Origin of the sequence: uncultured Thiodictyon sp., assembly GCA_903837595.1 — a bacterium.
Lineage (GTDB): Bacteria > Pseudomonadota > Gammaproteobacteria > Chromatiales > Chromatiaceae > Thiodictyon.
In genome coordinates this window covers 1-20,161 of record CAILVI010000380.1, presented here as the reverse complement: position 1 = coordinate 20,161, position 20,161 = coordinate 1, and the positions used below count along the sequence as shown (strand labels likewise).

Sequence of the window (20,161 nt, the reverse complement as noted above, 5' to 3'; positions counted from 1 at the left end):
GGACCCAAGGACTTTAGTCCAAATTATGGGAAGCGAAATCGCCCTAACCCACCGTCCTGCTGAGGAAAACCCAGCGTCCTTCGCATTACGGCGTCCTGCTCATAAAAAGAGTAATGCGAAGCTTCGCATTATTCCTTTAGTCGTTGCGTGATCCGCAGATCCGCCTGGCTCGGCTCGGCGACGCCCGACGGGTGGTTATGGAAGAACAGCACCGCAGCGGCATTGAGGTTCAGTGCGCGAGTGACAACCACGCGCGGATGCACTGACGCGCCGTCGATCGTACCCTGGAACAATTCCTCAATCGCAATGATGCGGTGCCGATTGTCCAAGAACAGCACCCCAAACAATTCAAACGGCCGCCCGCCGATATGCAGCATCAGATAGTCGCGGGTGTCCTGCGGGGAGCACAGGGCGGCGCCCCGGCGATGCTTGCGCGCCGTGATAGCCAACGCCAGCTTGACCACCGTATCCGCCTCTGCGTCAGTGAAATCGGCAATCCGCAGGTCCGCAAAGCGGTTGTGCGGCAGGTCGATTCCAGGCAGCGGAAGTGTCGAGTGGTTCATTTCAGAGTCCGGGGCGTGTGGTGACGATGTGACCATATTACACACCCGCCGACACAAACACAATACTTTTCTGCAACGAAATCAAAAAAATAGGCGCCCCCCCATCGCTAGGTACAGGAGTCAATCAGCCTCGTCAGCCCCTTCCTTTATGGAGTAAAACCTTACTGACCTATCCGCCGTGGTGATGTTCGCTATTCATAAACGCGATCGTCGACACCCGATAGATTGCCTGCTAGCCATGGCCGCCGCGGGTTCAGCACAACGCTCGTTGATACACACTGCGAAGCCGAACCCACACCCATACTGCGTTGTAAGCTGTCGCGGCGCTCCCACGGCCAACGGCTAGCTAACTGCAAACTTCCACCCAAATAACCGCTACCAGTGATATACTACCGTCACCGGCGGAGCTTCCCGACCAATCGCCTGCCCAGACCATCACCGCCGAACAATGAGAACGGGGTAGCCGCGAATGCACCACAAACCGCCCGAGACTGACGAACTGACTTCGTTGAAGCAACGCGCCCTGGTGAAACTGGAGCGGGACCTTGGCCCACTGCTACTCGCGGCGCTGGCAGACCCGAAAACCGTAGAAGTCTTGTGCAACGCGGACGGCAAGATCTGGCAAGAGCGCTTAGGCGAGCCGATGCGTTGCATCGGCAGTATCAACGCCGGCCGCGCCGACAGCATCATCAAGACCGTCGCGGGCTACCACGGCAAAGAAGTGACCCGGCATAAGCCGATCTTAGAGGGCGAGTTACCACTGGACGGCTCGCGCTTCGCCGGGCAGGTCCCTCCCGTCGTCACAGCGCCCACCTTCGCGATTCGCAAAAAGGCCGTCGCGATCTTCACCCTCGAAGATTATGTGTCCGCTGGCATCATGACCGCAGACCAAGCCGCGATCATCAGCGACGCGATCGGTGGACACCGCAACATCCTTGTCATCGGCGGCACTGGCTCAGGTAAGACCACTCTCATCAATGCGATCATCAATCGGATGGTCGAGCGCGATCCCGCCGAGCGTGTTGTCATCATCGAGGACACCGGTGAAATCCAATGCGCTGCGACGAATTGTGTGCAGTATCACACATCGCTCGAAGTGCCCATGACCCTGCTATTGAAAACCACCCTGAGAATGCGCCCCGATCGCATACTCGTGGGCGAGGTGCGCGGCCCTGAAGCGCTAGATCTCCTGATGTGCTGGAATACCGGCCACGAGGGCGGCGCCGCCACACTTCATGCGAACAACGCCCGCGCCGGATTAGACCGGCTCGCAATGCTGATCAGTATGCACCCCGACGCCCCCCGTCCGATCGAACCCCTCATTGGCGATGTCGTTCACATTGTTGTCCATATTGCCCGGACTCCCGAAGGCCGTCGTGTCCAGGAAATACTTGCTATTTCCGGGTATACGGATGGCCGTTATGTCACCACTGCCCTGTAACCAAGAGCCTTACCTATGACCATAAGCATCCTTCCCCTTACCCTACCCCGCTCCCCCATCCTGTATGTCGGCGCCGCCCTGCTGCTGTTCCTGGCGCTGAGTCCCGATCACGCCATGGCGGCTACCAGTACGGGCGGTGGCTTGCCCTATGAATCCTGGTTGACCAGTCTGCGCACCTCCGTCACCGGCCCCGTCGCTTTTGCGATCAGTATTATCGGCTTGGTCATTGCGGGCGGCGTGTTGATCTTCGGTGGCGACCTGAACGGGTTTTTCCGCACCTTGATCTTTCTGGTGCTCGTCATGGCCCTGCTGGTCGGCGCAACCAACATCATGACCTCCTTCTTCGGTACGGCCGCGGAAATCGGAAGCCGCAGTGACGTGACCGCTTATGCGGGAGTCGCCTAGTCATGGCCTTACGTGCGATCCCCATTCGTCGGGCTGGTAATCGGACTATCCTATTTATGGGTGGGGATCGCAAGATGACGATGTTCGCCGGCGTGATGGCCGGAGCCCTCATTTTTTCTGCTCAAGACCTACGGGCCACCATTTTCGGGGTCCTACTCTGGTCGGTCAGCCTGTATCTGTTGCGGCTAATGGCCAAGGCAGACCCGCAAATGCTGCAAGTGTATCTGCGGCATCGCCGCTATAAGCGCTATTACCCCGCCCGCAGCACACCGTTCCGCGAGAATTCGCCTAGTCAAACCAGAGGCTATCAATGAGTTCGCTATCGATCATCACGTACCTGATTGCAGGCATCGGAAGCGTCCTGCTCGGATTACAGGTGGCGATTGTCTTAAACGCACGCACCACCCGCCAACTGAAATACCATCGCTCCACCCAGGCCGGAGTTTCAGACCTGCTCAACTATGCCGCGACCGTAAAAGACGGTACCGTCGTCTGCAAAAACGGCGCATTCCTGGCCGCTTGGATCTATCGGGGCGAGGACAACGCCAGCGCCACGGATGATCAACGCAACCAGGTCTCGGTACGGATCAACCAAGCGCTGGCAAGTCTAGGGAGCGGCTGGATGATTCATGTCGATGCCGTGCGCCACCCGGCGACGGCGTACCCGGCACCGGAGCGCTCGGCCTTCCCCGATCGGGTATCCGCCGCCATCGATGAGGAACGCCGTCGCCGGTTCGAGCACCTCGGCACGATGTTTGAAGGTCATTTCGTGCTGTCGGCCACCTACTTTCCCCCGCTCCTGGCGCAAGCGAAGTTCCAGGAACTGATGTTTGATGATGATGCCGCCATCACGGACGACAAAGCCCGTACCCGGGCGCTGATCCAGACCTTCGAGCACGATTGCCAATCGCTCGAAGATCGGCTCTCGTCGGCGGTCCACTTGACCCGGTTACGCGGCCAACGCCGGCGCACGCCGGGCGGCACCAACGTCACCGACGACGCTTTGCTGTCCTGGTTACACTTTTGCATTACCGGCATTCAGCAACCGATCCAACTGCCCAACGCGCCCATGTATTTAGACGCGCTACTAGGCGGTCAGGAATTATACGCTGGGGTTGTCCCAAAAATTGGGGACAACTTTATTCAAGTCGTTGCGATCGAGAGCTTTCCGCTCGAATCGACGCCTGGCATGTTATCGATACTCAGCGAGTTGCCATGCGAGTATCGGTGGTCCTCGCGCCTGATCCTGATGGATACCCATGACGCCGTGTCCCATCTCGAGAAATTCCGCAAGAAGTGGAAACAGAAAGTACGCGGGTTCATGGCGCAAGTATTTAACACAAACGCTGGGACCATCGATCAAGATGCAATCAATATGGTGGCCGATGCCGAGGCGTCTATTGCAGACGTGAACAGCGGCTTTATTGCGCAGGGATATTTCACCAGCGTGGTGGTTCTGATGGACGCACAACGCGAGCGGGTGGAACAGTCTGCGCGGGTGGTGTTGAAGGCGATTCACCGGCTGGGGTTTGCCGCCCGGATCGAAACCATTAATACCATGGACGCCTACCTGGGCAGCTTGCCGGGGCACGGCGTGGAAAACGTGCGCCGCCCATTACTCAACACCATGAATATTGCGGACATGCTCCCAACCAGTACCACCTGGACCGGGCTCGACCATGCCCCCTGTCCGCTGTATCCGCCGGACTCCCCGGCCCTGCTTCAGTGCGTGACCAGTGGCGCCACGCCGTTTCGACTCAACCTCCATGTGCGCGATGTCGGTCATACCTTTCTGTTCGGCCTCACCGGCGGAGGTAAATCCACCCTTTTATCCCTGATTGCGGCCCAACTGCGGCGCTACCGTGGCATGTCAATCTATGCCTTTGACAAAGGCATGTCGATGTACCCGCTGGTCAAGGCCGTGGGCGGCCAGCATTATATGGTAGCGTCCGACGATAACACCCTGGCATTCTGCCCGTTGCAGTATCTCGACACGAAAGGCGATCGGGCGTGGGCCAACGAATGGATTGATACCATTCTGCGGCTAAACGGATTGAACACGACACCTGATCAACGCAACGAAATCGATGCGGCCATTACCTCGATGCACGACAGCGGCTCGCGCACGTTGTCCGAGTTCTCCGTGACGATTCAAGACGAAGCAATCCGTGACGCGATCAAGCCTTACACGATTGACGGTCCGATGGGAACCCTGCTTGACGCGCACACTGACGGCTTGTCGCTGACTGACTTTACCGTGTTCGAGATCGAGGACTTGATGAATCTCGGCGAAAAGTACGCGCTACCAACCTTACTCTATTTATTCCGGCGCATCGAATGCAGCCTGTCAGGGCAACCGTCTGTCATCATCCTGGATGAAGCCTGGTTGATGCTCGGCCATGCGGCGTTTCGGGCGAAAATACGCGAATGGTTGAAAGTGCTACGCAAGGCCAACTGCCTGGTGCTGATGGCCACGCAAAGCCTCTCTGATGCTGTCAGCTCGGGGATTCTGGATGTCATCGTAGAATCGACGGCGACCCGAATCTATTTGCCGAATCCCGCCGCCCGTGACGATGACGCGGCGGCCCTGTATCGACGCATGGGATTGAATAGCCGTGAACTGGAGATTCTGGCCTCGGCGGTGCCAAAGCGCGACTACTATTACGTGTCCGAAAATGGGCGCCGCTTATTCAATTTGGCGCTCGGCCCCTTGGCACTCGCGTTCGTGGGGGCATCCGATAAAGAATCGGTGTCGATCATCCGCGGCCTGGAGGCGCAACACGGCCCAGGCTGGGTTGATTATTGGCTGGAGAGCCGCGGTCTGAAGCTTTCTGATTATGAGGTGTCGCGATGAAGTGGAACTTACTCTTACGGCGCCGCGGTGGCCCGATCGCGCCTGGTCGCGAGGACATTGATCGCGACCCAGACGCGGCTGACGAACTGGACCCTACTCCACCGACCGCCGCACCTGACACGGACAACCCCTACCTCAACGCCCGTCGTGTCTGGAATGAGCACGAAGGGGCCATTATCGACGCACGGCAAGCGTGGCAGATGGTGGCAATGCTCTCGCTGTTGATCGCCCTCGCGGCCGTGGGGGGGATGATCTACCTGGGCAGTCAGTCACAATTCATCCCCTACGTGGTGGAGGTCGACAAGCTCGGCCAAGCGCTGGCTGTCGCCCCCGCGCAGCGTGCGGCACCGGTTGACGAACGGGTGCTGCACGCCACGGTCGCGCAATTCATCGCTGACGCCCGGCTCGTGACACTCGATACCGCACTCCAGCGCAAGGCCATCTTGCGCAACTTCGCCTTGTTGGCGCCGAAAGACCCAGCGATGGCGAAGATGACGCAATGGGTGAATGGCACCGAAGACTCAAGCCCGTTTCTGCGGGCGGAAAAGGAAATGGTGTCGACGGACATTACGAGCGTCCTGCCGCAAACCCCCGACACCTGGCAAGTTGACTGGGTGGAAACCACGCGCAACCGCGACGGGGGGATCAAAGATGCGCCGGTGCGGATGCGGGCGCTGGTCACTGTTTACACCGTGGCAGCACGGGCGGATACGACCGAAGAACAAATCCGCAATAACCCGCTCGGGATCTATGTCCGTGATTTTTCCTGGTCACGGCAGAATTGATTGGGGGAATTCCATGAGAATGTATGCGATGTTGGCCGGCGGGTGCCTGCTGTTGCTGGGGGCGGCAGCCCTGGCCGCCCCTGCCGACGGTACTGCGCGGGACCGGCCGCCCGGCACCCTCGGCACTCCCATACCGGCGGAAGCGCTGGACACCTGCCCCGGGGTGCTACGCGATGGGCGGTGTGTGCTGCCAGCGCCACGCCCCGAAGACGTGCTGTTCTCCGGTCCCGATCCGATCTTGACGCAGCAGGAAGAGGCGGCGCTAGCGCTGGCCGATGAGTGGCAAGCCGGGAACCCTGGCAGCGTGAATTTCGAGGCCAGGAATGGGGTGATCATTTTCAAGTTCGGGATGCAGCAACCGAGCATCGTATGTGCCGTGCTCCAACTCTGCGACATTGCGCTACAACAGGGCGAGCAGATTACTGCGATCAACCTCGGTGATACCGGCCGCTGGACAGTTGAGTCGGCCCTCGCTGGAACCGAAGAAAAGGCGATTCCACACGTGATCATCAAGCCGACAGATGTCGGATTGGAAACCTCACTGGTGGTGGCGACGGATCGCCGCATTTATCACCTGCGCCTGCGCTCGCATCGCACACGCTACATGCCACAAGTCGCGTTTACCTATAAGGACGGCATTGGTCTGGGAAAAAAGCCAGCGCGGGTGCCGCCCAACCGGCCGCGATCCGCGAGCACGGCGAGCGTGCCGACCACGGCGCCACCCCAACCCCAAGCCCAAGCCCAAGCCCAGCCCCTATCCGAAACGAAATATCTGAGTAACATCGACTTCAACTACCTGGTCAGCGGCGACGCACCCTGGAAGCCGGTCAACGTCTACAACGATGGTCGGCGCACCTATATCCGCATGCCGGCGGCGGCGGGCATGAACACGGGCACGGCCCCGAGCCTATTGGTCGTGGATCCGACCGGCGCCAGCGGGCCGCCGGTGAACTATGTCGTGGAGGGTGACAGTTATGTCGTTGACATGCTCTTCGACAAGGCCTTGCTGGTCGCCGGCACCCAACCCAATCAAACCAGTATCACGATTGCACGGAGCCGCTAAGATGCCCAAGCTCATAAGCGCGTTAGTGGCCGTCGTCCTGCTGAGCGGTTGTGCCACCGTCTCCCGCAGCGGTGGGGTCCACGGTGGACTGGATTTCAATTACGAAATTACGGGCGATGCACGCTGGACACCGATTGCCGTGTTCAACGATGGCGTCAAGACGATCATCGAAATGCGCCCGACCGCCTTGGCACAAACGGAAGCGCCGACCCTCCTGGTCGTACGCAACCGCGCCGGACTGTTTACGCCAGAAGAGTTGGTGCTGGTGAACTATCGGGTCCAGGACCATCGGTATATTGTCGATGCGGTTTTTGACCGGGCGGTGCTGCTGGCGGGCGTGGGTCTGGGTCAAGAGCGCGTCACCATCGCGCGGAGCCGCTAGTGCGCCCGCCGTTCAGCCTGGTGGCATTGCTCCTGCTGACCGCGGGTTGTGTCCCGTTCAACCAGCGCGTTGACAGCCCCGTGCCCAGCGTGGTCAATCCTGCGCCTGCGAACTTGATCCCTACCCTAGTGACTGACGCCAGTACACAACTGGAGATTCTCTACCCGGCGCCGAGTACGCCCGTGGGCCTGGCGGCCCAGCCCGCCGATACCTTCGGCCAAGGGTTGGTGGCCGCCCTGATTGCGAAGGGGTACCACGTCACCGTAGGCAGCGCCCGCACGGCCCCGGCCGGTTATGCGCTGTCGTACTTTATCGATGTGCCGACCGGTGTGCCGGCCGGCTTGGAGGTCTACCGCGTCACGGTATTCGTCGGCAGCACCAGTATCAGCCGCGCCTATTTGCCGGACCCGTCCGGGGCGGTCCCCGCCGGTCCTTGGTCACAGAGACAGTAATCATGGCTATCAATAGCAGCTCCATGTCCCCGTCCGCCTCACCCGGCAGTACCGCCAGCCCGGGAGTCCGCAGTGTCAACAACGTGCCAATGTGGGTGGGGTTGGGCCTGGCCGTTATGTTCTTCACCATCATCGCGATGGTGGCTTACAACCGTGGGGCACCAAAGAATCCCCCGCCGGCTGCGGCGGAGGAAGCCCCCAACGCCAGCGCCATCACGAAAAACATTCCTGGCATGCTGAACCAGGGAGGCATCATTAAGCCGGCCGCCCAGCCCGCGCCGCCGCCCGTGGGCCAGCCGTTCGGCACCCCGCGTGGGCCAACAGCACCTGGAACAACCCCGGTCCCAGCCCCGACCGTGCCATCATCCGTGCCCGCCCCCCGTGCGCCCTCGCCGGCAGAGCAGGAACTTGATAAGATTGAGCAAAACCGCATCCAACAACTGGTCCAGTCAGCGAAAGCCAAGACCGCAGTGCCGGTGACCCAAGGCACGGGGGCGCCGCCCGGGACGCGCAGTCCCGAGCCGCGGTCCCCGCTGGGCGTGCTGGGCTCTCCCGCTGCTGGGACGCTCGATCCGGAACAAGCCTATCGGGCGCGTGTGGCACAGATACAGGCGAGCGGCGCGAGGGGCGCGGTGGGTGCGCTGCCCGGCGGTGGCGGTGGCGGTGGCGGTGGCGGGAGCCTGGCACAGTTCGACAACGCCGGGGACCGCGATCGGTGGGTACTCAACAAGCGCCCGGAGCAGCCCCGCTCGCGCTACGAAGTCCGGGCCGGATTTGTGCTCCCCGCCCTGCTCATGTCCGGGATCAACTCGGATCTGCCGGGGCAAATCTTGGCACAGGTCTCGGAAAACGTGTATGACACCCCGACCGGCAAGTACCTCCTGATCCCCCAAGGCGCCCGCCTGGTCGGCACCTATTCGAGTCAAGTCGCCTATGGTCAATCGCGCGTCTTGATCGCCTGGCAGCGGATCGTATTTCCTGACGGCACGGCCATGGATGTAGGCGCCCAGCCCGGCGTGGACGGCTCCGGATATGCGGGGTTCACTGACAAGGTAAACAATCATTACGTGCGGCTGTTCGGCTCAGCGATCATGCTCTCTGCCGTCACGGCCGGCATCGCCTACAGTCAGCCGGCGCAAACCACCGGTACCACCGGGGCCACCACGCAGCAGAGTTTCAGTAGCGCCATGAGCCAGGCGCTGGGGCAGCAACTCGGGCAAGTGACCGGGCAACTACTGAGCAAAAACATGAGTATTTCGCCAACACTCGAAATCCGGCCGGGGTACCGGTTCAACGTCATGCTCACCAAGGACTTGACGTTTGACAAGCCCTATCAGTCCTCTGTTTATTAGCGAGGCAATTAGTATGCTGACGACGACATCTGATTCCTATTATGAAACTGAGGCGATCATTCCCCCTGACCACCGGCTCATACTGGATCTGCCATCTGACGTTCCCGTAGGTCCTGTGCGTTTGACGATTAGCTATCAGACGCAGCAAAGCCCCCCCCTACCAGGAATCAAGGCGCTGTTAATGGCGATGCCCGATGTTGGTAGCGATGAGGATTTCGCCCGGCGCCAGGATGTTGGTCGGGGGAGTGAATTGTGGGATTCCTGATCGACACGAACGTCATCTCGGAACTGCGTAAGGGGAAAAAGGCCAACGCCAAGGTACGCCAATGGTTTGAATCCACTGACGAGTCCGATATTTACCTTTCAGCGCTAACCTTAGGTGAAATTCGCAACGGCGTGGAGCGTCTGCGCCGACGTGACCCGGCCAGTGCGGCGGTGCTGGAATCATGGCTGGGGCAATTAGTCGAGTCAACGACTGATCGGGTCTTACCTGTCACCCCAGAAATTGCCGACCGCTGGGGACGGTTGGGAGTACCCGATCCATTGCCAGTCATCGACAGTCTTCTGGCGGCCACCGCGCTAGTCCATGGTTTGATCCTGGTCACGCGCAACGTGTCTGATGTCGAGCGCACGGGTGTTTCGGTCTTCAATCCCTTCTGAAGACGACAACATTCATGTCTCCCGCTCGTTCCAACAAACAGAGGTTTTTTTGATGAAACACGCTATTCGTAGACAAACCCTACTCGCACTGGCCACCGTCGGCCTGGCGCTGACGCTACCGGCGCGCGCTGGCGTCCCGACCGTTGACGGTCTCGCCAATACGTTCCATGGCCTCAACCTCGTGCAAAACACAACGACCGCGATGGAAACGGTCGCACAGACGTTGCAGCAGGTGCAACAATACGCCACTCAACTGCAGCAGCTGGAAGAGCAGTATCGCGCGTATGCGACGCAAGTGCAGCAATATGAAAACATGGTGAAGAATACACTCGCACCCGCGGCCTATATCTGGAACGACGCCCAGGCGGTCATGACGAAACTGCGGGGAGTCACTGACACCCTGGCGTACTACAAGAACCAGACCGGCAGCATCGATGCGTATCTAGCGAAGTTCCAGGATGCGAATTACTACCGGAACTCGCCTTGCTACACCGCGACCGGATGCAGCGCGGAAGAAATGGCAAGGCTGAACGACAACGCCGCATTAGGGTCACAGGCTCAGAAAAAGGCCAACGATGCCGCAATCAAGGGGCTGGATCAACAGCAAGACACTATCCAGACTGATGCAGCGCGATTGCAGCGACTACAGGCGAATGCACAAACGGCCGCAGGGCAGATGGAAGCGATCGGATATGCCAGCCAGCTCGCGGCAGAGCAAGGCAATCAACTCATCCAGATCCGCGGGCTCTTGGCGGCCCAGCAAAATGCGGTCGTGACCCAGATGCAGGCGACCACGGATCTAGCGGCGCGCCAAGACGCGGGGAGTGCCGCGCTGAGGAGCTCGAACGGCGACATTAACCCGACGCGACATACCTATATGATTGAGGTCGAACCGAAGAAATGAAAAAACTGGCAGAAGCCGGCCGAAGCAAAATAAAGATAGCAGCGCTAGTCCTCTGCGGTCTCATTGCGCTGATTATTGTCGTCGACGTGGTGCGACAGGAAGTAGGGAGTGCCGCGCTGCGGAGCTCGAACGGCGACATTAACCCGACGCGACATACCTATATGATTGAGGTCGTGCCAAAAAAATGAAAAATTCGCAGCCGCCGGGAGAAACGAAATGAAAAGATCAGCGATTGTGGCCATTTGCCTTTTGTCTTTGTCGGGTTGCGGCGAAAAGCCGAATAAAGCGGCTGAAGATAGAGCGGCGCGCCAGGACGCGGGGAGTGCCGCGCTGCGGCGCACGACTGGCGAGGTTCACTCGACTCCGACAGACCCCTTTGATTACCCACCCCCATCGAGAAAATGAGCAATTCGCAACAAACGAGGAAATCAGATGAAAATAGCAGCGAAAGTCAGAAGAAAAGTCGAGGAAAAGCGCAAAAGCAGTTGGCGGGCGTAATGCTCCCGTCACGCGGCCGGTGGCGGCGGTCGAACGGTCGAAGGGCGCCCGGCGCTCACTCACCCTTCGGGATGGCCCGCCGTTTCTTCACCACTACCGCGGCGGCGGACTTCGACGTGGGTGCTGGCTTCGGTGCCGGCTTCGGCGCTGGCGCCTCCGCGGCCGGTTGCGGCGTCTTCTTCGCCTTCTGCTTCGGCGCCTTGGCTGCCTGCTTCGCCCGTCGGGCCTCCGCCGCGGCCTGAATCTTGGCCTGTTGCTCCAGGGCCGCCGTGCGCCGCATCTCCCGGTTGATGACAGCCTGCGCCGCCATCACCCGGTCCCGCTCGATGCCCTCGGCGGCCAGCGCCGCGGCCTCCTGCGTCACCGGTGCCACGGGCTGCCCCTGCAGATCGATCCGCATGGCCCCGGCGACTACCGTGCGGCGGTAGGTCACGCGGGCGCAGTGGTGCCGCAACGCCTCGGCGACCTGCTTGGGGTCCAGGTCAGGGCGGGTGTCCGCCCAGGCCAGGATGACGTCGCGAATGCCGATCGCCAGCGGGCGCACGGCGGCATTCTCGGCCGGGAAGGCCAGCGGGAAGGCATCCCGCAGGGCCAGGAGTTCTGGGGTTGGGTTAGTCATCGATAAACCTAATTTCGCAAGGGCAGTCTTGGCGCCTTCATCGATTTTAAACTGCCAGGCCAAGATCACGCTCAACTTCTTCGAGTGTATAGCTCTGACTGCGACCGGCGCGACTTTCAATCAACCGCTCTTCGGCGAGACACAAATCTTCAAGATCGACATCGGCGGCCATCTCGGCGAGCGATTCGCGCAGCCCGGGAATGGCTTCGCCGGCATCCGCTTCGATCGCCTGTGCGACCTGCTCCAACTCGGACCGCGATAGACCGGCGATTTCCGCTGCACGCCCCTGACTGACCTGCTTGATCTCATACCACTTCACAGCAGCTGCAATGCGCAGTTCACGGGTAAACATTTCGGGATTGTGCCGAACACTGGATAACGCGCCTTCTTGGATATCAAACGCAATGTGGACCATCAGTTTCTCCGCGTGGGTTAAATTGTGTTCTTGGCTGAGTTAAGCACGCCCCGGGGTTCTTGCCAAGCCTATCTAAATATGGCAGACACCCCCAAGGGGCGGGCGCTTGCTTGCGCGAAGTGCTTAGAGTGCTCTATAGTGGTCACTTTTGGCGACAGTCATTATTTCAGAGGTTTAGCATGCGCTTGCTGAAAGCGATTGGCGCCTCGCCCGCCTTGACGGGCGCGGCGAGTCCGGCCTATCCTGCCCATGTCGCCCCCCATTGGGCGGCCGGGTCTGACAGCCTGAACTACAGAGCGCGTAAGCGCTCATCCGAAGCGCTTTTTTTGCGCCCGCAGTTTATGGCGGGCGCCATGGGGGCGCTTTCGGGCGCGCGGTTGCTCTGTGGCCGTCCTGTCAGCTCCGTGGCGCCCGCCACCTTCTCCCGTCTGACAGCGGACGGTGGCGGTTCTCAGCACACAGAGGAACTCCACCATGTCTGACCCTACCCAAGATCCGTCCGCCCCCGTCCCGTCCGTCGGCACCCAGCTTGTCCCCGTCTTCCACGGCGAGATTGGCGGTGTCCCCGCGCAGGTCTGCGACGCGCGGACCCTCCACGCCTTCTTGCAGAACGGCGACCTGTTCGCGAACTGGATCAAGGACCGGATCACAAAGTACGACTTTCAGGAAAATCAGGATTTTGCCATCGCTTTGGAAATTGCCAAAGCGAAGAGGGGCGGCCAAAACCGCAAGGACTACCACCTCAGTCTCGACATGGCCAAGGAACTGAGCATGGTCGAGAACAACGCCAAGGGCCGGGAGGCGCGGCGCTACTTCATTGCGATGGAGCGCCAAGCCCTGGCGGCCCTGGAAGCTGCGGCGGCCGCGCCGCCGACCCCCGATCCCGACGACGCTCCGCCGATCGGCCTGGGCGACCTCGTGATCCGACAGGACCCGGACGGCCGCTACTGTCTCGACGACCTGTACCGGGCCGCCGGTGCCGCCGCCAAGCATCCGCCCGAGCGCTGGCTGCAGCGCGAGGAGACGCAGGAACAGGCGCAGCGCTACAAGGTCCCCGGCCGACCGCCGATCGTGGTCACGCCGCACGGCACCTTTATCGAGTATGGGCTGGTCCTGGCCTACGGGCACTCCGTGGGCCAAGACTTTCACCGCCAGGTGAGCGACGCGTTCGTGTCCGCCGCGGCCATCCGCTCGAACATTTGGATGCCGCGGATGGTCGAGTTGCGCCGGCTCATGGAACAGCCGGACCCCGCGGCCCTCCTCCTGCCCGGCGAGCAGCAATTTCTGGCCGCCGTCATCGGCGCCCGCTGCGAAGGCCTCGACGCGCCGCTGCAGGAGCAGGTGTCCGCGCAGCTCTGGTCGAGCCTGCAACGCCAGTTCCAGATTGTCGAGCCGGCCGAGCTTCTCCGCTCCCAACTGGCCGACGCCATCCTCTACCTGAGCGCCTTGCCCGTCGCCTCCGTGCCGGCGCTCCCGGCCCCCGCCGCTCCCGTCGAGGTCCTCACCCGCGACGACCTGGCCAACCTCGACCGCGTGTTGGGGCTCATGACAGACCACCAGTTCCGCGCCCGCGCCTGGCGCTTCGCGATCTGGCGCTCCCTGCGCGCCGTCACCGGCACTGCGGCGCCCCAGCCGTTCGAGGTGCGCCACCTACCCGCGATGTGTAGCGAGTTGCGCCGGATCTATGCCGCGTCCGCCGCCTGGGAGGAGGCGGTCTATAAGGCCGAGGCCGACTTACTGCGCCGGGTGTTCCGCGACGGTGAGGACTTCGAGCAGGTCATCGCCGAGCAGCGCGACCAGCAACTCGCGGCGGGTGTGGAGCGCGGTGCGCAGTTGATCCTGGAGCTGTCGCACGGGCGCATGGCGGAGATCTCCAAGCTCTATGCCCGCGTGCCGGCCGCACGCTGCGATCCGCGGCCCGACCTGCGGGAGTAGCAAGGCCGGGGCACCGTCAGTCCGGCTGACGGTGCCCCAGATTCACAGGTGGGCACGACGGCGCCGCCGTCGCCCGCTATCCCTCCCCGCCCTGAACGGCGGGGTTTATCGCGGAGGATCGGAAATGTCAACGAGGCAGAATGAGTTACCCGAAGTGAAAAGATCAGCGATCGTCATCTGCGGCCTGATTGCGCTTGTTATTTTCGCGAGCGATGCGAGTGCTGAGTTGCCGTATGTCGATGCCAGCAATAACGGCGTACTCGATCAAGTGTTGATTTTGTTTAAAGCGCAAATGACGCAATGGAGCGGTCCAGTGCGAAGCACTGCGACCTTTATTTTCATTTCACTCTGCACGATTTCGCTGGTATGGAGCGGCATCAGGCTCGCGACACAGCAAGCGGACATCAGTGCATTCTTCGCTGAATTCATCCGCTTCATTCTATTTTTCGGGTTCTATTACTGGCTCTTAGATAATGGCACGTATCTCGCGAGCACCATCATTAAGTCGATGATGCAGCTTGGAACTCTAGCGAGTGGAGGAACCGCGCCGTTGACACCTTCTGGGGTTGTCGATATCGGTTACAAAGTTTTTAAACTCACGATCAACTCCACCTGGATAACTATCCACCCGATAGATAGCTTAGCTGTGTTCCTCCTTGGGGTTTCCATTCTCTTACTGCTGACCGCGGTTGGCCTCAATATGTTGAAATTGCTGGTGGCATCCTATTTTTTGATGTATGCCGGCGTTTTTTATCTTGGCTTCGGCGGGTCTAACTGGACCTCGGACATGGCCATCGGCTATTTCAGGAATGTGCTGAATATCGGGGTACAGCTTTTCGTTATTACACTCATCGTCGGCATCGGCCAGACGACGCTAGACCTGTATTACGCAAAGATGATAACGACAACGCTGAAATTTGAAGATCTAGGCGTGATGCTGGTATTCAGCTTCTGCTTGCTGTCGCTATCGTCGTATCTCCCTCCACTCATCGCGAGCGTGGTGGGCGGCAATGGAGCGGGAGGACTCGCCAACACATCGCCCGGCCAGGTCGCGAGTACCGCCGTGCGTGCGGTGGCGGAAACGGCCGGCGGCGCTTCGGCGATCATGGCGGCCATCAAGGCCGCGGACAGTTCGGGGGCCGAAAGCTTCACCAGGGGCACGCCCGGCGGTGGCCAAGGTGGCGGCGCGGGCGGGCAAGACTACCAAGGCGGGGGCCAAGACGGCGGTGGCCAATGGGAGGCCCAACAAATGGGGCTGGTCAGGGGCGACGAGGGCGACGGAGGTCAGGGTGGTGGCTCGCAAAGCCTCGGCGGTGGCGGGTCCGCCGGCGGCAAGGGTGGTGGCTCGCAAAGCGCAGGCGCTGGCAGCTCGGCCGGCGGCGGTAAGGGCGGCAGCTCGGAGGCTGCGCCAATGGGCCTCGTCAGCGGCAACGAGGGTGGAGAAAGCGCAGGGGGTGGCAGCTCGACCGGCGGGGGCAAGGGTGGCGACGCACAAAGCTCCGCGGGCGCCGGCAAGGGCGGTGGTTCACAAGGCCCGGTGGGCGGGGGTACGCCAGGCGGCGGAAAGGGTGGCAAAGCAGGAGCGGCGACACTCGCGAAAGGCGCCTTTACGGCCATGACGGCAAACACAGATGCGGACGAGACCCCGAGATTTGTCAGGCCGGACGTATCGCGTGGTTGGGAGACAGAGGAGGACGCGAGCGGCGGAGGACCTGGTGGAGCTGACACCGCCACGGCCGGAGCGGGAACCCAAGCGCCCGGCGCCACCGCAGCGGCTGCCGACGGAACCCCAGCCGGAGCTGGAACCCAGTCGTCCGGTGCGGCCGGGATCGCCGCCGCGGCGGCTGCTGGCGCCGCCACGGCCGGAGCGGGAACCCAAGCGCCCGGCGCCACCGCAGCGGCTGCCGGCGGAACCCCGGGCGGAGCCGGAACCCAGGCGGCCGGCGCTACCGACACCACCGCGGCGGCTGGTCTGGCCGCGGCCGGGTCTGACGAGACCCCGGGGTTTGTCCACCCCGATGTGCAACGGGGCTGGGCGGATAATGAAGATGACGTTGCCGCCTACCGGGATAGGAATTCGGTGTGATGACAACGGGGCGCGATTCAGCAATTGCTCTCGCGCCCAGCACAAGCGCTATCGGCGCTATCTCGGCGTGACCATCAGTGCCACGCCAACTCTTGACCACTACAAAGGCAAAACGATGAAAAGCAGATTAATGTTGTCCGGTATGGCCGCCATAGCGATCTCCTACGGCTCCCCAACATCCGCTCAGGAGGCATTGACTGGCGACTCGCGTGACGCTTGCGAAGCGATCCTCTGCCTTGCTGCCCCAACGCAACCGGCGGAATGTGCGGCAGCGATAACGCGCTATTTCAGCTTTGCGTTTATGGAGCGCCCGGCGTTTCTCAACAAATGCCCAGCAGCACAGCAAACGGCGCAAATGGCCACGCTGACATCTAACGTCAGTCAGATCGTGCAGTATGGCAGTGCATGCGACACCGCAACATTAGCGAGCCAACTGAATCAAGAATATAGCGCATGTCAGGCCACCTATAATCAGTGCCAAACCAGCTATCGATTCTGTATCGATACAAGCATCAGCTCAAACTATGATCCTATGAGTGGATTCAATGGCGCGTCTTCGGGGACCGTGGCATGTAGCCAATGTTACGCTTGTAATCCAGACCCGAACCGGGCGCACCAACTGTGCGGGGCGTGGGTGTCGGCGAGTGGTGGGACAGTGAGATTGCCGACATTGACGCAGCAATACAGTGGTTACGTCTGGCAGTAGCCGCGGTGAAACGCTTAGTGGTCGCTGACGGAACCCTCGAAGCCCTAAAGTGGTTTGGGCTAATCGCAATGACCGGCGATCACATCGACAAATATCTGTGCAATGGCACGGTTAATGTGCTGTTCGACGCCGGCCGACTCGCGATGCCGATATTCGTGTTCGTCCTTGCCTACAACCTGGCACGGCCTAACACGCTGGAGCGCGGAGTGTACGGCCGGACGACGCGACGGCTGGCGATTACCGGACTCTGCGCAACGCCGGCATTCGTGGCCCTCGGCGGCCTATGGCATGGCTGGTGGCCGGCAAATATCCTGTTCTCGCTGCTCGTACTCACGGCAACGCTGTACTACCTCGACCAGGGGACGGTCCTTAGCTACTGCTTGGCGGGAGTGGTATGCGTACTCGGTGGGGCATTAGTCGAATTCTGTTGGCCTGGCATCGCCCTCGGGGTTGGGGTGTGGTGGTATTGCCGCCGGCCTGGCTGGATGCCCGCCGGATTGGCGGTTTGCGCTCTGGCCGCCCTCTGGGGGGTCAACGGTAACTGGTGGGCGATGGCAGCACTGCCGATCGTACTAGCGGCATCCAGGGTCGATTTCAGGGTGTCGCGGTTGCGATGGGCTTTCTATTTCTACTACCCCCTCCACCTAGCTGCACTCTGGATGATTCGCATCCCGATGCGCCAAGCGGGATATCTGTTCTTTACTTAAAAAGCAACCTAACTGTTTCTAGCTGTGCGTCTTTGGGCCGGATGCGATACATCCGGCTACTTTTTGATTCGCGGGAGATAACGTGAACAGAGATCAGACGAACATATCCATAACTGTATGCGCTGCCATTCTATTTGGTGTTCTCCTCTCTGAGGGGCAGGCGATCCTGAGCGAGAAAGCTAAAGCCCTGTCGGAGTTTGAGACGACGACGATGTATCTCTCTCCGGCGGAAAAGCAGGCACGACAGGTTCAGGAAGTGAAGCGTATAGTGAAACAGGAGGTGCAACGTGTTCAACCTGTGGTTCCGGCCGAGCCATATCCATAGCTGGGTCTTCGGACAGGACCCGGGACGACACAGTTTATTGACAGCCAGGGATAACCAGATGGACGTTGATACCATGCTTTTCCAACATCCGGCCTTGCTACTCGGCCTGATCGTCTTCGCGATCATCATGCTCCTACTCCAATTTATGGCCTTCGCGATCATCTTATTCCTCATCCGCAGAGGCAGCACGGAATCCCGGGGGATTCTGGCAGCGTAGCTCCATTTTCAACAATGCAACACGAAGTCACGAGGTAAAGAGAATGAAAAATACTCAACCTGTCTGTTGGCGAGGCGGCCATCTGCTCGCAGTAATCTGGATGTTGGCCGCTGCTGTGTGCGTGGCCGCAGAACCACGGACCTATCAGTTCGGGCGGGGCGGTATTCAGGCATTCACCGTCGACATTGCAACTGAGCGGGCGTTTGTCGTGACACCGGATAGCGTTCGGGTGTTCAAAGACAGCGCTGAGGTGGGTCGGATTCAGGTAAATCCGTGCCCGGCCAACGCGGTGGCGATCATGCAGCCGCGGGGGCAGGAGGAACGGCTCTATGTGGCGTGCCGGGATAGCCCGGTGATCGCGGTGATTGGATATACCGGAGTGGTCTATGGTTGGGTTGGCACCCCCGCGGTAATCTATGATCTGGCGATTGTCGGCGCGCGGATCTTTGGCACCGGCATCGGCATCGGCATCGGCCAGGCAATGGTCTTGGAACTCAACGCAACACCGCTCGCGAATCCGCCGGGAGAGCCGACAACGGAGAACACGATCAGGTCCTGGGGGCCGTTCGTCATGGGACTGGGCGATGGACCACATCTCACGGTCGCAGGATCGACACTGCTGTATTCGGCGGCCCCCGGCGCGGTGGCCAGGATTGACCTCGAGGCGAATACGGCGCAAGCGATTGGGGCGGACCCTGGGGCGCAGCAAATCGTCAGGGACGTGTCCACATCGCCAAACAGCGCTCGGATCGTCATGCAATATGGGAGCGCGGGCGTTGAAACCGTGGGGCTGTGGGATCTCGCCGGGACCGGCGCGGGGGCCATCGCGACCGTGGCGGAGCGGATCGCGGGAGCGGCCGGGGCTAACGGGGTATACACCGTTGATCCGTTTGGAGCGGTCGCGTTTTATGGCGATGTGACGCTCGCCAAAGGCGGGGTCCCCGTAGCTGACCGGCAGGTCTATCAAGTGCCGCCGGCGGATGTGTCGCTCCCGGCGAGCTTACGGGTGCTGCCAACGAGTCGGGCGCTCCTCATGGCTACCAGGGAGTCCATCATGTTTTTCCCGTCCGGCGAGGTTACGCCGCCACCCGCCTTCTGCCACGAATGCCTCCCCCGGCGTGGGGGCTGGCGGGCAATCCTGGCGCAGTGACTGGCCGCTCTGCATTACATCTGCCATCTCGCCACCAGCCGCGAGCGCTCCGGTGTTACGCCAATCCTCGGCAGCGCTCGCAAACATCTGCTTTTTAACAATCAGCGAGATGGGTTAGAATCATACCACCCTGCATGGTCATCCGGAGCAAACACATGGCCCCCAACGGCCAGCGCTCGCAAAGTGCCCCGCAAGCCGCGCCACGAGCGGACTCGGGGCCGGGCTGTTTCCCCGGCGAATTCGCCGGGGCCTCATTGAAGTTTTCGCTTCGTTGAAAAAGCTCTCGCCGAGTATCAGCGTTTCCCCGGCGAATTCGCCGGGGCCTCATTGAAGTCCACTTGCCGGGGTGGGTCAGCAGGGTCCAGAGCTGAGTTTCCCCGGCGAATTCGCCGGGGCCTCATTGAAGTGCGCATCAGTAGCGCTTGAGAAATCGCCTCCAGGAACGTTTCCCCGGCGAATTCGCCGGGGCCTCATTGAAGTGCGACCTGGCTGCGGTTCCATGGCTTCTGGGTGCCTGGTTTCCCCGGCGAATTCGCCGGGGCCTCATTGAAGTCAAAGGGGAGCGCCCCTTGGGCACGGGATATGTAGGTTTCCCCGGCGAATTCGCCGGGGCCTCATTGAAGTTGGAGATCGGCACATGAC

General features: G+C 60.9%; 22 protein-coding genes, 1 pseudogene and 1 CRISPR repeat array. Of the genes and pseudogenes, 20 read left to right on the top strand and 3 right to left on the bottom strand.

What is annotated here, in order from left to right; all coding sequences use genetic code 11:
* Positions 1-131 precede the first annotated feature (131 nt).
* A pseudogene (locus QZY44_RS22425) lies at positions 132-563 on the bottom strand (JAB domain-containing protein); the annotation flags it as partial.
* A gap of 469 nt (positions 564-1,032) precedes the next feature.
* On the opposite strand from QZY44_RS22425, the gene trbB reads away from it, so the two are divergent.
* Genes trbB through QZY44_RS22360 form a run of 13 tightly spaced genes read left to right on the top strand, consistent with a single transcriptional unit; the run spans position 1,033 to position 11,049 of the window.
* Complete coding sequence (gene trbB / locus QZY44_RS22420) at positions 1,033-2,004, top strand: P-type conjugative transfer ATPase TrbB (protein ID WP_295452745.1); 972 nt, start codon at positions 1,033-1,035, stop codon at positions 2,002-2,004.
* Between the two features lie 15 nt (positions 2,005-2,019).
* Positions 2,020-2,409: a conjugal transfer system pilin TrbC gene (gene trbC, locus QZY44_RS22415; protein WP_295452742.1), complete on the top strand. Its 390-nt coding sequence runs from the start codon at positions 2,020-2,022 to the stop codon at positions 2,407-2,409.
* A gap of 2 nt (positions 2,410-2,411) precedes the next feature.
* Entirely contained in the window at positions 2,412-2,723 is a 312-nt protein-coding gene (locus QZY44_RS22410; protein ID WP_295452739.1) for a conjugal transfer protein TrbD, read from the top strand.
* Positions 2,720-5,263, top strand: a complete 2,544-nt coding sequence (locus tag QZY44_RS22405; protein WP_295452737.1) for a VirB4 family type IV secretion/conjugal transfer ATPase — start codon at positions 2,720-2,722, stop codon at positions 5,261-5,263. The genes QZY44_RS22410 and QZY44_RS22405 overlap by 4 nt, the downstream gene beginning before the upstream one ends.
* Positions 5,260-6,048: a VirB8/TrbF family protein gene (locus QZY44_RS22400; protein WP_295452735.1), complete on the top strand. Its 789-nt coding sequence runs from the start codon at positions 5,260-5,262 to the stop codon at positions 6,046-6,048. The genes QZY44_RS22405 and QZY44_RS22400 overlap by 4 nt, the downstream gene beginning before the upstream one ends.
* Before the next feature lie 13 nt (positions 6,049-6,061).
* The gene (trbG, locus tag QZY44_RS22395) at positions 6,062-7,111 is read left to right on the top strand and encodes a P-type conjugative transfer protein TrbG (RefSeq protein WP_295452732.1); all 1,050 of its coding nucleotides are present in this window, start codon (positions 6,062-6,064) and stop codon (positions 7,109-7,111) included.
* 1 nt (position 7,112) lies between these two features.
* Positions 7,113-7,493 carry a TrbG/VirB9 family P-type conjugative transfer protein gene (locus QZY44_RS22390; RefSeq protein ID WP_295452728.1) on the top strand — a complete coding sequence of 127 codons (381 nt, stop codon included), beginning with the start codon at positions 7,113-7,115 and terminating at the stop codon, positions 7,491-7,493.
* Complete coding sequence (locus QZY44_RS22385) at positions 7,493-7,945, top strand: hypothetical protein (RefSeq protein WP_295452724.1); 453 nt, start codon at positions 7,493-7,495, stop codon at positions 7,943-7,945. Before QZY44_RS22390 ends, QZY44_RS22385 begins: the two co-directional genes overlap by 1 nt.
* 2 nt (positions 7,946-7,947) lie before the next feature.
* Entirely contained in the window at positions 7,948-9,297 is a 1,350-nt protein-coding gene (locus QZY44_RS22380) for a TrbI/VirB10 family protein (RefSeq protein ID WP_295452722.1), read from the top strand.
* A 13-nt stretch (positions 9,298-9,310) separates the two neighbouring features.
* Complete coding sequence (locus QZY44_RS22375) at positions 9,311-9,562, top strand: hypothetical protein (RefSeq protein ID WP_295452720.1); 252 nt, start codon at positions 9,311-9,313, stop codon at positions 9,560-9,562.
* Entirely contained in the window at positions 9,550-9,957 is a 408-nt protein-coding gene (locus QZY44_RS22370; protein WP_295452717.1) for a type II toxin-antitoxin system VapC family toxin, read from the top strand. Before QZY44_RS22375 ends, QZY44_RS22370 begins: the two co-directional genes overlap by 13 nt.
* A gap of 52 nt (positions 9,958-10,009) precedes the next feature.
* Positions 10,010-10,861, top strand: coding sequence for a P-type conjugative transfer protein TrbJ (trbJ, locus tag QZY44_RS22365; protein WP_295452712.1), 852 nt, complete (start codon positions 10,010-10,012; stop codon positions 10,859-10,861).
* Complete coding sequence (locus tag QZY44_RS22360) at positions 10,858-11,049, top strand: hypothetical protein (RefSeq protein ID WP_295452709.1); 192 nt, start codon at positions 10,858-10,860, stop codon at positions 11,047-11,049. Before trbJ ends, QZY44_RS22360 begins: the two co-directional genes overlap by 4 nt.
* A 365-nt stretch (positions 11,050-11,414) precedes the next feature.
* On the opposite strand, the gene QZY44_RS22355 is transcribed toward QZY44_RS22360, so the two are convergent.
* Together QZY44_RS22355 and QZY44_RS22350 are read right to left on the bottom strand one after the other, a co-directional pair.
* Positions 11,415-11,978, bottom strand: coding sequence for a ProQ/FinO family protein (locus QZY44_RS22355; RefSeq protein WP_295452705.1), 564 nt, complete (start codon positions 11,976-11,978; stop codon positions 11,415-11,417).
* Between the two features lie 46 nt (positions 11,979-12,024).
* On the bottom strand, positions 12,025-12,393 hold the full coding sequence (locus tag QZY44_RS22350) for a UPF0175 family protein (protein ID WP_295452702.1): 369 nt from the start codon (positions 12,391-12,393) through the stop codon (positions 12,025-12,027).
* A 474-nt stretch (positions 12,394-12,867) separates the two neighbouring features.
* Between QZY44_RS22350 and QZY44_RS22345 the strand changes: the two genes are divergently transcribed.
* The 7 genes from QZY44_RS22345 to QZY44_RS22315 all read left to right on the top strand — a co-directional run bounded on the left by QZY44_RS22345 (position 12,868) and on the right by QZY44_RS22315 (position 19,519).
* The gene (locus QZY44_RS22345; RefSeq protein ID WP_295452699.1) at positions 12,868-14,328 is read left to right on the top strand and encodes an antA/AntB antirepressor family protein; all 1,461 of its coding nucleotides are present in this window, start codon (positions 12,868-12,870) and stop codon (positions 14,326-14,328) included.
* A gap of 124 nt (positions 14,329-14,452) precedes the next feature.
* Entirely contained in the window at positions 14,453-16,414 is a 1,962-nt protein-coding gene (gene trbL, locus QZY44_RS22340; RefSeq protein WP_295452694.1) for a P-type conjugative transfer protein TrbL, read from the top strand.
* Positions 16,415-16,481: 67 nt separating this feature from the next.
* Entirely contained in the window at positions 16,482-17,120 is a 639-nt protein-coding gene (locus QZY44_RS22335) for a TrbM/KikA/MpfK family conjugal transfer protein (RefSeq protein ID WP_295452688.1), read from the top strand.
* Positions 17,121-17,125: 5 nt separating this feature from the next.
* Positions 17,126-17,827: a TraX family protein gene (locus QZY44_RS22330; RefSeq protein WP_295452794.1), complete on the top strand. Its 702-nt coding sequence runs from the start codon at positions 17,126-17,128 to the stop codon at positions 17,825-17,827.
* Between the two features lie 82 nt (positions 17,828-17,909).
* Positions 17,910-18,152 (top strand): hypothetical protein, encoded by a 243-nt coding sequence (locus QZY44_RS22325; RefSeq protein ID WP_295452685.1) that lies wholly within the window; start codon positions 17,910-17,912, stop codon positions 18,150-18,152.
* A 58-nt stretch (positions 18,153-18,210) separates the two neighbouring features.
* On the top strand, positions 18,211-18,369 hold the full coding sequence (locus QZY44_RS22320) for a hypothetical protein (protein WP_295452681.1): 159 nt from the start codon (positions 18,211-18,213) through the stop codon (positions 18,367-18,369).
* A gap of 100 nt (positions 18,370-18,469) precedes the next feature.
* Positions 18,470-19,519: a hypothetical protein gene (locus tag QZY44_RS22315; protein ID WP_295452678.1), complete on the top strand. Its 1,050-nt coding sequence runs from the start codon at positions 18,470-18,472 to the stop codon at positions 19,517-19,519.
* A gap of 225 nt (positions 19,520-19,744) precedes the next feature.
* Positions 19,745-20,143: direct repeats of the CRISPR family, unit length 36 nt; unit sequence GTTTCCCCGGCGAATTCGCCGGGGCCTCATTGAAGT.
* Positions 20,144-20,161: the final 18 nt, after the last annotated feature.